General features: G+C 44.8%; 16 protein-coding genes. 10 read left to right on the top strand and 6 right to left on the bottom strand.

What is annotated here, in order from left to right:
• Window positions 1-8 precede the first annotated feature (8 nt).
• Window positions 9-1,523, top strand: coding sequence for an amidophosphoribosyltransferase (gene purF, locus KJB35_RS15510; protein ID WP_005380592.1), 1,515 nt, complete (start codon window positions 9-11; stop codon window positions 1,521-1,523).
• Window positions 1,524-1,588: 65 nt separating this feature from the next.
• Here purF and KJB35_RS15515 read toward each other — a convergent pair whose 3' ends face one another.
• The gene (locus KJB35_RS15515) at window positions 1,589-2,464 is read right to left on the bottom strand and encodes a LysR family transcriptional regulator (protein WP_005384959.1); all 876 of its coding nucleotides are present in this window, start codon (window positions 2,462-2,464) and stop codon (window positions 1,589-1,591) included.
• Window positions 2,465-2,753: 289 nt separating this feature from the next.
• Between KJB35_RS15515 and KJB35_RS15520 the strand changes: the two genes are divergently transcribed.
• The 7 genes from KJB35_RS15520 (at window position 2,754) to recR (ending at window position 8,499) form a co-directional block, all read left to right on the top strand.
• Window positions 2,754-3,860, top strand: a complete 1,107-nt coding sequence (locus tag KJB35_RS15520; RefSeq protein ID WP_005380606.1) for a response regulator — start codon at window positions 2,754-2,756, stop codon at window positions 3,858-3,860.
• A 223-nt stretch (window positions 3,861-4,083) separates the two neighbouring features.
• Window positions 4,084-4,215, top strand: coding sequence for a hypothetical protein (locus KJB35_RS15525; RefSeq protein WP_005380608.1), 132 nt, complete (start codon window positions 4,084-4,086; stop codon window positions 4,213-4,215).
• A 33-nt stretch (window positions 4,216-4,248) separates the two neighbouring features.
• Window positions 4,249-4,635, top strand: a complete 387-nt coding sequence (locus KJB35_RS15530) for a YbaN family protein (protein ID WP_080276930.1) — start codon at window positions 4,249-4,251, stop codon at window positions 4,633-4,635.
• Between the two features lie 162 nt (window positions 4,636-4,797).
• A complete protein-coding gene (gene apt / locus KJB35_RS15535; RefSeq protein ID WP_005380615.1) occupies window positions 4,798-5,343 on the top strand; it encodes an adenine phosphoribosyltransferase in 546 nt (181 codons plus the stop codon).
• Between the two features lie 8 nt (window positions 5,344-5,351).
• Window positions 5,352-7,457, top strand: a complete 2,106-nt coding sequence (dnaX, locus tag KJB35_RS15540) for a DNA polymerase III subunit gamma/tau (RefSeq protein WP_213908092.1) — start codon at window positions 5,352-5,354, stop codon at window positions 7,455-7,457.
• 82 nt (window positions 7,458-7,539) lie between these two features.
• The gene (locus KJB35_RS15545) at window positions 7,540-7,869 is read left to right on the top strand and encodes a YbaB/EbfC family nucleoid-associated protein (RefSeq protein WP_005380618.1); all 330 of its coding nucleotides are present in this window, start codon (window positions 7,540-7,542) and stop codon (window positions 7,867-7,869) included.
• 30 nt (window positions 7,870-7,899) lie between these two features.
• Complete coding sequence (recR, locus tag KJB35_RS15550) at window positions 7,900-8,499, top strand: recombination mediator RecR (protein WP_005380619.1); 600 nt, start codon at window positions 7,900-7,902, stop codon at window positions 8,497-8,499.
• A 51-nt stretch (window positions 8,500-8,550) separates the two neighbouring features.
• Here recR and aqpZ read toward each other — a convergent pair whose 3' ends face one another.
• The 3 genes from aqpZ to KJB35_RS15565 all read right to left on the bottom strand — a co-directional run bounded on the left by aqpZ (window position 8,551) and on the right by KJB35_RS15565 (window position 10,113).
• The gene (aqpZ, locus tag KJB35_RS15555) at window positions 8,551-9,249 is read right to left on the bottom strand and encodes an aquaporin Z (RefSeq protein ID WP_053349564.1); all 699 of its coding nucleotides are present in this window, start codon (window positions 9,247-9,249) and stop codon (window positions 8,551-8,553) included.
• 229 nt (window positions 9,250-9,478) lie between these two features.
• Entirely contained in the window at window positions 9,479-9,727 is a 249-nt protein-coding gene (locus KJB35_RS15560; protein ID WP_017820793.1) for a YkgJ family cysteine cluster protein, read from the bottom strand.
• A gap of 137 nt (window positions 9,728-9,864) precedes the next feature.
• Window positions 9,865-10,113 (bottom strand): GlsB/YeaQ/YmgE family stress response membrane protein, encoded by a 249-nt coding sequence (locus KJB35_RS15565; RefSeq protein WP_005380625.1) that lies wholly within the window; start codon window positions 10,111-10,113, stop codon window positions 9,865-9,867.
• Window positions 10,114-10,301: 188 nt separating this feature from the next.
• On the opposite strand from KJB35_RS15565, the gene KJB35_RS15570 reads away from it, so the two are divergent.
• Window positions 10,302-10,742: a YcgN family cysteine cluster protein gene (locus KJB35_RS15570; RefSeq protein ID WP_005384948.1), complete on the top strand. Its 441-nt coding sequence runs from the start codon at window positions 10,302-10,304 to the stop codon at window positions 10,740-10,742.
• 191 nt (window positions 10,743-10,933) lie between these two features.
• Window positions 10,934-12,613: a mechanosensitive ion channel family protein gene (locus KJB35_RS15575; RefSeq protein WP_005380681.1), complete on the top strand. Its 1,680-nt coding sequence runs from the start codon at window positions 10,934-10,936 to the stop codon at window positions 12,611-12,613.
• 69 nt (window positions 12,614-12,682) lie between these two features.
• On the opposite strand, the gene KJB35_RS15580 is transcribed toward KJB35_RS15575, so the two are convergent.
• On the bottom strand, window positions 12,683-12,967 hold the full coding sequence (locus KJB35_RS15580) for a putative quinol monooxygenase (protein WP_005384942.1): 285 nt from the start codon (window positions 12,965-12,967) through the stop codon (window positions 12,683-12,685).
• A gap of 17 nt (window positions 12,968-12,984) precedes the next feature.
• Entirely contained in the window at window positions 12,985-13,380 is a 396-nt protein-coding gene (locus KJB35_RS15585) for a VOC family protein (RefSeq protein ID WP_005380685.1), read from the bottom strand.
• Window positions 13,381-13,398 lie beyond the last annotated feature (18 nt).

Raw genomic sequence — 13,398 nt, forward strand, 5'->3', positions numbered from 1 at the left:
ATTAGGACATGTGTGGTATTGTTGGAATCGTGGGCACAACGCCTGTAAACCAGTCTATTTATGACGCGTTAACGGTGTTACAGCATCGTGGCCAAGATGCCGCTGGTATTTGTACCATAGAAAGCAATCGTTTTCGTCTACGTAAGGCGAACGGTTTAGTCAAGGATGTATTTGAAGCAAGACACATGCAACGCCTGCAAGGCGAGGTCGGAATTGGTCATGTTCGTTACCCTACAGCAGGCAGTTCAAGCGCTTCAGAAGCTCAACCTTTCTACGTAAACTCTCCTTTCGGTATTACACTTGCCCACAACGGTAACTTGACTAACGCTAACGAAGTTCGTCAGAAGCTGTTTGAAAAAGATCGCCGTCATATCAATACCACTTCAGACTCTGAAGTATTACTAAATGTACTGGCGCACGAAATTGACTCAGTAAAAGGAAATGTCACGACCGAAGACGTATTCCGCGCAGTCACCAATGTTCATCGCACAATTCGCGGTGCTTATGCTGTGACCGCCATGATCATTGGTCATGGTATGATTGCATTTCGTGACCCACACGGTATTCGCCCGCTCTGTTTAGGTAAGCGTGAAGTTAACGGCAGAGCAGAGTACATGGTTGCGTCTGAATCGGTGGCATTGGATGCGGTCGGTTTTGATTTCGTCCGTGATGTTGCACCTGGTGAAGCGATTTACGCAACGTTTGACGGTGAGCTTTACACGAAGCAGTGTGCAGATAATCCTAAGCTGAACCCTTGTATTTTCGAGTTCGTGTACTTTGCTCGTCCAGATTCGTTCATCGATAAAATTTCGGTATACAGTGCTCGAGTTGAAATGGGTAAAAAGCTGGGCGAACGTATTCGTGAAGATTACGCAAACCTTGATATCGATGTTGTCATTCCTATCCCTGAAACGTCTTGCGACATTGCACTGCAAATCGCTCAAGCGATCGATATCCCTTATCGCCAGGGTTTCGTGAAAAACCGTTATGTTGGACGTACGTTTATCATGCCTGGCCAGCAACAACGTAAGAAATCAGTACGTCGCAAGTTGAATGCTATTCGTTCGGAATTCAAAGGTAAGAATGTGTTGCTGGTGGATGACTCTATTGTTCGAGGTACAACGTCAGAGCAGATTATTGAGATGGCTCGTGATTCTGGTGCCAAGAAAGTGTACATGGTCTCAGCGGCTCCTGAAGTTCGTTTCCCGAACGTATACGGCATTGATATGCCAAGTGCTACAGAGCTTATTGCCCATGGCCGTGACAACGATACAATTTGTAAGCAGATTGGTGCCGATGCGCTTATTTATCAACGTCTAGAAGATTTGGTAGAAGCTGTAGGTCTTGGAAATCAAGACATTACTCAGTTCGATACTTCCGTGTTTAACGGTGAATACGTAACGGGTGATATCGACCAACAATACCTAGATTTTTTAGATGGTCTTCGTAACGATGATGCGAAAACACAACTTGAAATCCAACAGGACTTAGCAAACCTAGAGCTTCATAACGAAGGCGCATAGGATGCGCTTTCTTAAGTCGTAAAAAAACCAGAGCTTCGGCTCTGGTTTTTGTTTTCGCTATCTAATTAGTGAATGTTATAAGCGATCACAAAGTCAATAAAGAGGCGAACTTTCTCTGGCAGGTGATCTTTGTGGTTGTAAAGCATATAAATGTCGCGCGGGTTTGCACTCCAATCTGGCAGTACGCGTACCAAATCGCCGCTCTCGATGTACTCTTTGATCATGACATCTGGCATTAGTGTGATGCCTAAACCTTCGGAACAAGCGCTGCGCACCACATTGAGCGCGTTTGCTTGAAAACGACCACGGTCAACATTCACCACAGACTCGCCTTTGCTATTAATCAAGGTCCACTTAATAAGCGGGTACCCTTTTAGCAATGAATGGTTAGAGAGCTCTTCTGCATGATGTGGCGCAGGATTCGAGGTTAGATAGTCAGGGCTTGCAACGAGAATATCCTTCACTTCGCCAATCTTACGCGCGATGAGGCTAGAGTCGCGTTGAGGTCCCACTCGAAAAATTACATCCCATTCAGTAGGGTCAAGCTTGTCCGCATTATTCTCTGTCGTTAGCTCAATGTTGATGTCCGGGTACTGCTTCATAAAGCTGTTGAACATCGGCATCATCATTCGTTTAGTTAAGTTGTAAGGCGCGGATATCTTAATCTTGCCGGATGCTCCTCGGCAGTCGTCAGTGATTTCCTCTGCTGCGGTTGTTAGCCTTTGTAGTAAAGGAGAGCACTCATGGTAAAAACGTTCCCCTGCTTCAGTGAGCGAGAGTTTGCGAGCATGACGGTTCAATAGTCGAAGATTGACAGAGTCTTCTAGCGCTTGAATGCGTCGGGTGATGGTCGCAACCGGGATCATGGTTTTTCGCGAAGTTGCGGTGTAGCTCCCATTTTCGACAACCAGTCGAAACAGGTTTAAGTCATCTAATTTCATATTTCCAGACACATTAAATTACCGATTACGGTTAATTTATAATTAACTTTGTGATCAAAGCTTGCTTTAAGTCAACATGTTGCATCATTTGAACACAGCAACCCTGTTTGAGTAAATACTGTTATACGCCGTAATATTTGTATTAATGCAGTTTCCGAGCTAAGTTTTATAACAAGGCGAAGCGGCCTCAGGTCTTGCTGTGACACGTTTTGCTGGAAGTAAACACAACAAAAATAATGACTTAATAATAAATCTGTTTTTTTGACTGAGCTTTGTGAGGGATAAAGGTATGTTTAAGACTCACAGTCAAACGGCAATGGTCTCGGCACAGGAAGTGATTAATCAAAAACTAATAATGTTGGTGGACGATGATCCAATATTTCGTAAAGTAACCAATGCCTATTTAGAAAGTCAGGGTTTTAAAGTAGTAGAAGCAGAAAACGGCCTAGAAGCGCTTCAACAACTCAGGGAATGCCAACCCGATCTTATCTTATGTGATTTATCGATGCCGGTCTTAGATGGTATCGAGTTCGTCGAAGAAGTTAGTCTCGAATACCCATATATGCCGCTTATCGTGGTATCAGGCACGGATGAAATGTCCGATGTCGCGAAAGCGTTGCGATTTGGTATTAAAGATTTTCTTCCTAAACCGATAGGTAATTATGAGCACCTATCTCAGGCGATAGAGAATACGCTAGAAGATACCGATAGTCACTTCTCAGAACAACGTGACTTTTCAAGTCAGTGGTTCAGGGTTGATGATGGTGGTGAAATCCCGGATGAACAAGAGCTGTATTGGCATCTGGAGTATTTGCAACAGAATCCGAGTGCGGCAAGAGATTTACTGCAAGCGCTATTGCCAGAGAAGGATGCTGCTCAGGGAGATTGGCGCTGCTCGTACCGTTTATTGCAATCGACGGATGTGATGCCCTTGGTTTTCGATTATCGTTGGTTAATGAATGGTCAATTTGCGTTTTATCTCGTTGATTCTGCTTCCCAAGCTAATGATGGAGTTGCGACGACATTGCTCGTTAGGGCATTGTTTGACGACTATCTCCGTAACTTGAAAAGTTTCAGTGCTGATCTCAAGGACATGGTAGGGATCATTGAAAAAGGAATTGAGTGTTCGGAGTGTGCGGGTGCAGTCAATGCTGTGTTTGGTGTCGCCGACCTCGCTTCATCCTCGGTCTCTATATTACCTGCGGGTTTAGATAGCCATTGGTCTGACGGAAATACGAATCAACACATCGCAGCAGGTAACCGTTTAGGGGGAGGAAGTATGAAAAACTTCATCACCCGCGATTTACCGCTTAGTGTTGCAGGACAGTTATCTATCGGGTGTTTAGGTTCTTCAAGTTTTAGTTTAAGTATTACCCGGAAATCCCGACTAGTATAATTATGACTTGCAAACCAATAAGCAGCGTCCTGACGCTGCTTATTATCTTTTTAGAACCACCAAAACAACATACGTTTAGTTCAATAACCTTACTTTTTACTGGTGTTTAGATTTGGCTGTTTAATGTATAGTCAGCGCTTAAAACAATAATGACCCATTTGTGCAACGATAATTTAACGCTGTGCCTTGGGAGAAGCAAAGTCAACTAGTGAGAAGACACATCATGGCAGACAAAGATTTTAAAGAGCCTTATAATATTTTTTACTTTTTAGGTTTTATTGCAGTTCTTTTGATCCCAACACTTCCTGCAACGCTAACCTGGCTTCGTGTAATGAATGGTTACGCAGGCTTTTAATCTAGCTATTTTGTACCGGAGTTCACCATTCGTATTAAGCGTTACTTTTTCAATACTGTTGGTGGACTCTGTATTGTGCTCGGCATAGCCGGCATAGCCCTTCCACTGTTACCCACCACACCTTTTATTTTGCTTGCTAGCGCATGTTTTATGCGTGGTAGCCCCGCATTTCATCAATGGTTACATAACCACAAAACGTTTGGACCAATTCTCGACAATTGGCATAAGCATCGGGCTGTTACTTCAAAAGTAAAAAAGCGTGGTGCGATTTTTATTGCGCTTAGTTTCATGGTTTCAATCGTTGTTGTCCCCCTCGTTTGGGTAAAAATTGGTCTTTTAGTGATGCTAATCGTTTTACTCAGCTGGTTTATGCGTCTGCCTGTGATTGAGTTGGTTGCTGACCGAGAAGAAAATCACTAAGATTGTAGAGAATAGTGTGCCCGCTCTTCGAGTGGGCGTTTGTATTTTCAGCGCCTGTGACTTTTACGAAAATAAGCACATAGTGGTGAAAACCTATTGTTCGTTGCCCTCGTGATACTGCGATTAGAGAGGGCGATGAGCCAATCTAAGTAAATCGGTATTATGACTACAGAAACAATTTCACTGATCAAATCTAGCATCAAAAGCATCCAAGACTACCCAAAGCCAGGCATTCTATTTCGTGATGTGACGAGCCTTCTTGAAGACGCGAAAGCATACCAAGCGACGATCAACTTACTTGTTGAACGTTACAAAGATATGGGCTTTACCAAGGTTGTGGGTACGGAAGCCCGTGGCTTTCTATTTGGCGCGCCTTTAGCGCTTGAGCTAGGTGTTGGTTTTGTACCAGTGCGTAAACCAGGCAAGCTACCACGCCCTACTGTTGCTCAATCTTATGAGCTTGAATACGGCGTTGATACACTAGAAATCCATACAGATGCCATCGTTGAAGGCGACAAAGTACTGGTTGTCGACGATTTATTGGCAACGGGCGGTACTATTGAAGCGACGACTAAGCTGATTCGCCAACTGGGTGGTGAAGTTGAGCACGCTGCGTTCGTTATCAACCTACCAGAAATCGGTGGCGATAAACGTTTAGAAGCACTAGGTCTAAACGTGTACAGCATCTGCGATTTTGAAGGACATTAATACATTCAATGAGTTATTTAGCTTTAGCGCGAAAATGGCGTCCTAATCAGTTTGACCAAGTTGTCGGACAAAAACATGTCCTGACGGCGTTGGAAAACGCACTGGCGCAAAACCGTTTACACCATGCTTATCTGTTCAGCGGGACTCGTGGTGTGGGTAAAACGAGTATCGGTAGGCTGTTTGCCAAAGGCTTGAACTGCGAAACCGGCATTACCGCGACACCTTGTGGTAAGTGTGATACTTGTCGTGAAATTGATGAAGGTCGCTTTGTCGATCTTCTTGAAATCGACGCAGCATCACGTACTAAAGTTGAAGACACTCGTGAACTGTTAGACAACGTTCAATACAAACCTGCTCGTGGACGTTTTAAAGTGTACCTCATCGATGAGGTGCACATGCTATCGCGTCACTCTTTCAATGCGTTGTTGAAAACCCTGGAAGAGCCGCCAGAGTATGTGAAGTTCTTACTCGCAACAACTGATCCACAAAAGCTGCCTGTCACTATATTGTCGCGTTGTCTTCAGTTTCATCTGAAACCAATCAGCGTTGATGATATTCACCAGCAACTTGATTACATCCTAGGTCAAGAGCAAGTTTCAGCAGAGCCAAAAGCGTTGGGTATGATCTCACATGCTGCAGATGGCAGTATGCGTGATGCTCTCAGCTTGACTGATCAAGCAATAGCTTTAGGTAACGGTGCGGTGCAAGCCGATATTGTCAGCCACATGTTGGGGACGATTGATACCGACCAAGCGATTCACTTACTAGAGTCAATCAGCAGCAAGAAACCTCAACAAGCTATGGATAAAATCCAACAATTAGCGGCAAATGGTGTTGAGTGGGATGGTTTGTTGCAGCAAGTCGCAACACAGTTACACCGAATTGCGATGTATCAAGCGTTGCCCGCGTCGTTAGACCGAGCACAACCAGATGCAGAGAAAATTGAGCTGTTGAGTAAAGCTCTAAGCCCGCAAGACGTTCAGCTTTACTATCAAATTGCATTGAAAGGTCGTGAAGATTTGACCCTCTCGCCAAATGGGCGAGTCGGTCTGGAAATGATTGTGCTGCGTATGATGGCGTTCCGCCCATCAAGTAACAGTGGGGCAAATGTTGTTTCCAGTAACTGCGAATCAGCTTCAGCCCCAGTTCAAAGTGCCAGTCAATCAAAGACTGCACCAGCTCAGACAGTAGCAGCTCCTCGAGCTCAGCAGCCGAGTCCAGCACAAAGGTCACCACAAGTGGCGCCTCAACCTTCATCCAATTCACAACCTGAATATCACGCGAGTGGATATGAGAGGGTTCCGCCACAGTATGATATGGCGCCGCCGATGAGCGAAAACCCTGCACCGCAGCATGAAACGCCACCTCAACAAGTGCAAGAGAGCGTTTCAACACCGGCGCGCGGTGGTCTAAGCGGTTTACGTCACCAATTACGTTCTCAGCGTCAAGGCCTACAACAGAACACTCCTCAAAATGGTGGCTCAAAAAAGCCTAAAGCGGCATCTGCACAACCAGAATCGGTTATCGACCGAGTAGCGCAATTGCATGGCAATTCCGCGCAGGTGTCGCCAAACTCAGCTCCGAAGTCGACGGAGCCACAAGTTGAGGAAGCGTATCGCTGGCGTCCAAGCAAGCCTGTTGAGACAAAAGTAAATACAAAACTGACACCTACGCAGCTCAAGCAGGCACTTGAGCATGAGAAAACGCCTGAAATGGCACAAAAGCTCATCGATGAGTCATTAGAACATAATGAATGGGCGAAGCTCATCAGCTTAATGGAGATCCCTAAGCTGGTAGAGCAACTTGCGCTAAACTCTCATTATAGTAAGCAAGGAACAACCGTTTCGTTACTATTGAGAAGCAGCCAAGCTCATTTGAATACTGATAGAGCTCAAGCCGAATTGCTCAAAGCACTTAATACCGTGTTAGGTGAAGAGTGCCACATGAGCATCGAAATAGGGGAGAGTGGAGAAACACCACTTGAACTGAGAGATAGGCTCTACCAAGAGAAATTACAGCAAGCGCTGAACAGTTTAGAAAACGATCCAAATGTTCAATTTATTGAACGTCGTTTTGCTGCAGAGCTTGATAAAGATAGTGTGCGCCCTATCTAATAATCGAATGGAATGGGGTTGAAAACCCAAAGGTATAACCCCATTAATTGATGCAACACCTCATTAAACCAGAGAGATAAACATGTTTGGTAAAGGCGGTATGGGCAACCTAATGAAGCAAGCCCAGCAAATGCAAGATCGCATGCAAAAGCTTCAAGAAGAAATCGCGAATATGGAAGTAACTGGCGAGTCTGGTGCTGGCCTAGTTAAAGTTACTATCACTGGTAGTCACAGCGTACGTCGTGTTGACATCGATGAAAGTTTGATGGAAGACGACAAAGAAATGCTTGAAGATCTGATCGCTGCGGCGTTCAATGATGCAGCCCGTCGTGTTGAAGAAACTCAAAAAGAGAAAATGGCTTCTGTAACTGGCGGTATGCAACTACCACCAGGTATGAAAATGCCATTCTAATCTGCTGATATTTAATTAAGCGGACTTTTAATGCGTACCAGTCATATGCTGGAACAATTGATGGAGGCCTTACGTTGTCTACCTGGGGTTGGCCCCAAGTCAGCGCAGCGTATGGCCTTTCATTTGTTACAGCGCGATAGAAAAGGCGGTTTGCAGCTTGCAGATGCGCTTAGTCAGGCAATGACAGAAATAGGTCATTGTACTGAGTGTCGAACCTTCACCGAAGAAGAAGTCTGTCACATTTGTACCAACCCAAAACGCCAAGAAAATGGTCAAATTTGTGTGGTAGAAAGCCCGGCAGACATCGCAGCCGTTGAAGCAACAGGCCAATATTCTGGTCGGTATTTTGTTCTTATGGGGCATTTGTCGCCATTAGATGGTATTGGTCCAAGTGATATTGGATTGGATGTCCTTGATTACCGCTTACGTCGCGGTGATATTACCGAAGTGATTTTGGCGACAAACCCAACAGTTGAAGGTGAAGCCACTGCCCATTACATCGCAGAGCTATGTAAAGAGCACCAAGTTGATGCCAGCCGCATCGCGCATGGTGTGCCTGTCGGTGGGGAGCTAGAGCTTGTTGATGGCACGACGTTGTCACATTCGCTATTAGGTCGACACAGAATTTAATAAAAAGCCGCTGAACTCAGCGGCTTTTTTGATCTTGGGAGTTGGGAACGATTAATCGTTCGATTCTTCACTAAGAAGGTTTTTGTAGATAACCGCACCAAGCACGCCACCCACAATAGGCGCAACCCAGAACAGCCATAGCTGAGAAACCGCCCAGTCACCCACATATACTGCGACTGCCGTGCTACGAGCAGGGTTTACTGACGTATTGGTGACAGGAATGCTGATCAGGTGAATGAGAGTCAAACACAGGCCAATTGCGATAGGTGCAAAGCCTTGTGGCGCACGTTTGTCTGTTGCACCCATAATGACAATCAGGAACATCATCGTCATGACAACTTCAGTCACAAGTGCAGCGATCATCGAGTATTGGCCTGGAGAGTGTTCACCATAACCATTGGCGGCAAAGCCAGAACCCACAACATCGAATCCTGCTTGTCCAGATGCAATAACGTAAAGCACGCCACCTGCGATAAGCCCGCCGATCACCTGTGAGATGATGTAGGGAGCAACGTCTTTTGTCTCAAAACGACCGCCAGCCCAAAGGCCAACTGTCACTGCAGGGTTCAAGTGACAACCTGAAATATGACCGATAGCAAATGCCATCGTCAGAACGGTTAAACCGAATGCCAAAGAAACGCCCAACAGACCAATACCCACTTCAGGGAAACCCGCAGCCAACACCGCGCTACCACAGCCGCCTAACACTAGCCAGAACGTGCCAAAAGCCTCAGCCAAATACTTATTCATGTTCTTTCCTGATCTTTAATTAAATGACCCGCTGAACATAGTCGAGAATTGTCAATAAATTGTGAGGGAGATCGCGCAAAAACCGCAAATGGAACGCTATGTGGCAAGAGTTCTCAAGGGTGAGATAAAAGGCTGAGGGGGGGAGTGCTAAATCTTGAGTTTGCTTTGATTACTGCCTCGGAGAGAAACAACCGAGGTACTAACTTTAAACGTGTGGTCTAGAGTCGCATTACGTCAATTGTTCTAATTCAGTGATGTTGTCGAGTGCTTCTTGATTGGTGTTGCCGCATACAATCGGACACGGTTTAAAATCGTGACAGACTTTTGGGCGTTCAGGCTTACCAAATAGCTTGCACAAATTGTCGTCGTTGAGTTGTACACAACGAACACCTGCAGGTTTGCCCTTGGGCATTCCAGGTATTGGTGAAGAGATACTTGGCGCAATACAGCACGCTCCACATCCTAATCGACAATCCATAATGTAAACCTCTTAAAAATTAAGGGGGCAATTATGGTCATTTTGACGTGGATTGGAAGAGTGAAGAAAGAAAAAAATAAAAGGGCGCGCTTAACATTACGCTCCCTTTTTGGTTTTTTGCTTTTAAATCATCGTGATTATTTTAAGAAACGGTTATAAACAAACAACAGAATAAATGCGCCTAGTGTTGCGGTAATGATACTACCAATGTTGACGCCAGTTGCTCCGCCGAAACCGAGAATGCCGCCAAGGAAGCCACCTACAAATGCCCCTGCAATACCAAGTAACATTGTTGCAATCCAACCGCCCCCATCTTTTCCTGGCATGAGCCATTTAGCAAGTGCGCCGGCGATTAAGCCCAAAATAATCCAAGAAATAATACCCATGAAAACTCCTTAATGCCTTCTTGATCAATTGAGTAATGGAAACTTGTTTAAGGATAGAACAGTAAAACGAAAGTAGTTGAATATCTCCACCGTTATGTGGGAAGGATGCAAGATCTTCTCAAAACTTGAACTTTTGCGTTGAGAAGAGTATAAATCGCCCCCTAAATTCCCTTGGTGAGACCTGAAGTATGAGCACTCCATTTTGGCAAAGTAAATCGTTAGAGCAGATGACAGAAGAGGAATGGGAATCTCTCTGTGATGGTTGTGGCAAATGTTGTTTGCATAAGCTGATGGATGAAGATACCGATGAAATCTACTATACCAATGTGGCTTGTAGCTGGCTGAACAGTAAAACGTGTTCATGTAAGGATTACCCAAACCGTTTCACTTCGGGTGAAGAGTGCACCAAGCTGACCCGAGAAGACATCGACGATTTTACTTGGCTGCCACACACGTGCGCTTACCGTCTGTTGGCTGAAAAGCAGCCTTTACCAGAATGGCATCCGTTGATTACAGGCTCTAAGTCCGCAATGCATGCGGCAGGGGAAAGTGTCCGTAACAAAGTTGTTTACGAGATTGATGTGGTGGATTGGGAAGACCATATTTTAAATCATCCCAACCGTCCTTAGTCGAATACAAACAAGCCTTTCATTGATTAAATGAAAGGCTTGTTTGCTATTGGGGCTCCCAACTTTGACGTCTCGCTAACGAAATGCTGCTCAGTTTATTATTTAGTGTTGTAAACTTAGGAGTATGATTTCAACGCTTTACACTTCTATTCCTGATTGTTTTGATCAGGATTGTTCCCTATGAGGTAAACATGACGTTTCATTTCCCCCAGAAACTGCGCCTGACATCTTGGGTGACATTATTCGCACTTGCCGTCATTATGTTCTCCCCAATGGCTGTTCATGCGACTGCTACTGACGATATCCAAGAGCCTTCTGCTGCCGAAATCTCGATTGACAACTTGAACCGAGAGATTGTGGATTTATCCCAAAGCCTCTCGCAAGCGAGTGGCGACGAGCGTGATGCCCTTCAACTGCAACTATTCCAAAAGAATGAAGAATTAAGAAGCCAGTTAGCGTCAGCGATTGAACGTGAAACTATCTCTCGCGACAAGCTGATCTTGCTAGTTAAAAAACAAGAACAATACTCTGAGGATGCGACGAACTATCTATCGGAAAAAATAAAGAAAGTCGTCGAGGATTTAAATAAGGCTAAGGATGAAGAGAAGCTTGCTCTTGTTAATGATTATCGAGAGCTACAGCGTTATCTTGATGTTAGCTTCGATTCGAGCTGGCAAAATCTCGCTTGGTTGAAGGAGCTAGGGGCCCAAAACGAGCGCGCAGAAGCGGAACTAAAAGATAAAATTGATAAACGTATGCGCTTACTGTCTGCTTCAATTGAGTACTTGAGTCAGCAAAGTGAGATCATTGGCTCCCAACTTTCGTCTAGCCCAGAGTCGGAAAAAGCGTCGTTGCAACTTAGTCAGCTCATTACTAAACAAAGGCTAAATATTGCGACAGAAAGCTTACGCAACCTGATTTCAATTGGTGATAAAGTCGGTTTAGAAACGTCTGAATACAAACGCCAAATTTTTGAAGTGACGGGTAATATCACCCATGATTTACTGAATACCAAAGTTGTGTGGTCAATACTGAGTCACTGGTCCAACTCGGCACTGGATTGGTTTGCCGAGAATGCACCGCAGCATATCTTCCAGTTGTTTGTTTTTGCGCTGATTTTATTGATCGCTCGTGGACTGGCTAAGTTAACGCGCAAAGTGGTCCGTAAGGCAGTTGCATCGAAAAACTTAAAACTTTCCCACTTGATGCAGGACTTCTTTATCTCGATGTCCGGCAAATTCGTGTGGGTGATCGGTATCATGGTAGGCTTATCTCAGCTTGGCTTGAACCTAGCGCCAATCCTAACCGGTTTCGGTATTGCTGGTGTGATTATTGGTTTCGCGTTGCAAGACACGTTATCCAACTTCGCGGCGGGTATGATGCTGCTTATTTATCGCCCATTTGATGTTGGTGATTTTGTGTATGCTGGCGGTGTAGATGGCAAGGTAAGCCATATGAGTTTGGTGAACACCACAATCCGTACGTTTGATAACCAAATTATTATTGTGCCTAACAGCAAAATCTGGGGAGATGTTATTAAGAACGTCACGCATGAACGCATTCGCCGCGTGGATATGGTGTTTGGCATTGGCTATGCGGATGACCTCTTAAAAGCGGAGTCAGTATTGTCTGATATCATTACCTCTCACCCTTCGGTACTTCGCACTCCAGAGCCAATGATCAAAGTTCATACATTAAATACGTCTTCTGTAGATTTTATTGTGCGTCCTTGGGTAAAAACGGATGATTACTGGGATGTATACTGGGATGTGACAAAAGAGGTGAAACTACGCTTCGACCGAGAAGGTATTTCGATTCCTTTCCCACAACAAGATGTGCATTTGCATATGGTGGAGAAGCAAGACGCTTAATCACAGGTCCCAACTAGTGAAAGGCACTCTAGATAGAGTGCCTTTTTTGATCTTCGGTTAGCGCTATAGTTACAGTTCGTTAAAGAACACCAGTTTAGGCTCGCATTCTAACAAGTTGTCGATCTGGCTAATCAAAAGAGCAAAGTGTTCTGTTTTACCATGAAGCTCAAATGCTTGTTGGTTTTTAAATTGCTCCTGAAAAACGAAGTGGCATGTATTGTCTTTATCTTGGAACAATTGATAACGAACGCAACCTTCTTCATTGCGAGTAGGTTCAAGCGCTCGGGTAAGTACCTCTTTCAACTCTTGTTCTTTTCCCGGTTGTGCATGAAAGGTAGCCGTCAAGTGAATCATAATGTTTACTCTTTTTGTTATAGGTAACGCCCTTGGCGTTGCAGGAACTCAATTTTGTAACCATCAGGGTCGGTTACAAAAAAGAACGTTGCTAAATGCTTTTGTTGATGGTCAAAGGCTTTGATGTCACCAGTTTCAATGCCGAGAGATTTAATGCGTTTGTGGGCTTGTTCAATGTCCTCCACGCTGACGGCAAGGTGGCCGTAACCTGAGCCGTGAGTGTAGGGCTCACTTTGGTCGTGATTGTGCGTCAGTTCCAATTCAAAGCCAGTTTCTTGGTTGGCTAGATAGGTTAGAGAAAAGCCATCAAAGATGTATTGATCAGCGACTTCTAGTTCAAGTACGTCACAGTAAAATTGTAGAGAGCGGTCCAGATCACTTACTCGGATCATGGTGTGAATCATTTTTGTCATAGGTACTCCTTGATAGTC

It is taken from the genome of Vibrio sp. D431a (assembly GCF_030248655.1).
Taxonomy (GTDB): domain Bacteria; phylum Pseudomonadota; class Gammaproteobacteria; order Enterobacterales; family Vibrionaceae; genus Vibrio; species Vibrio alginolyticus.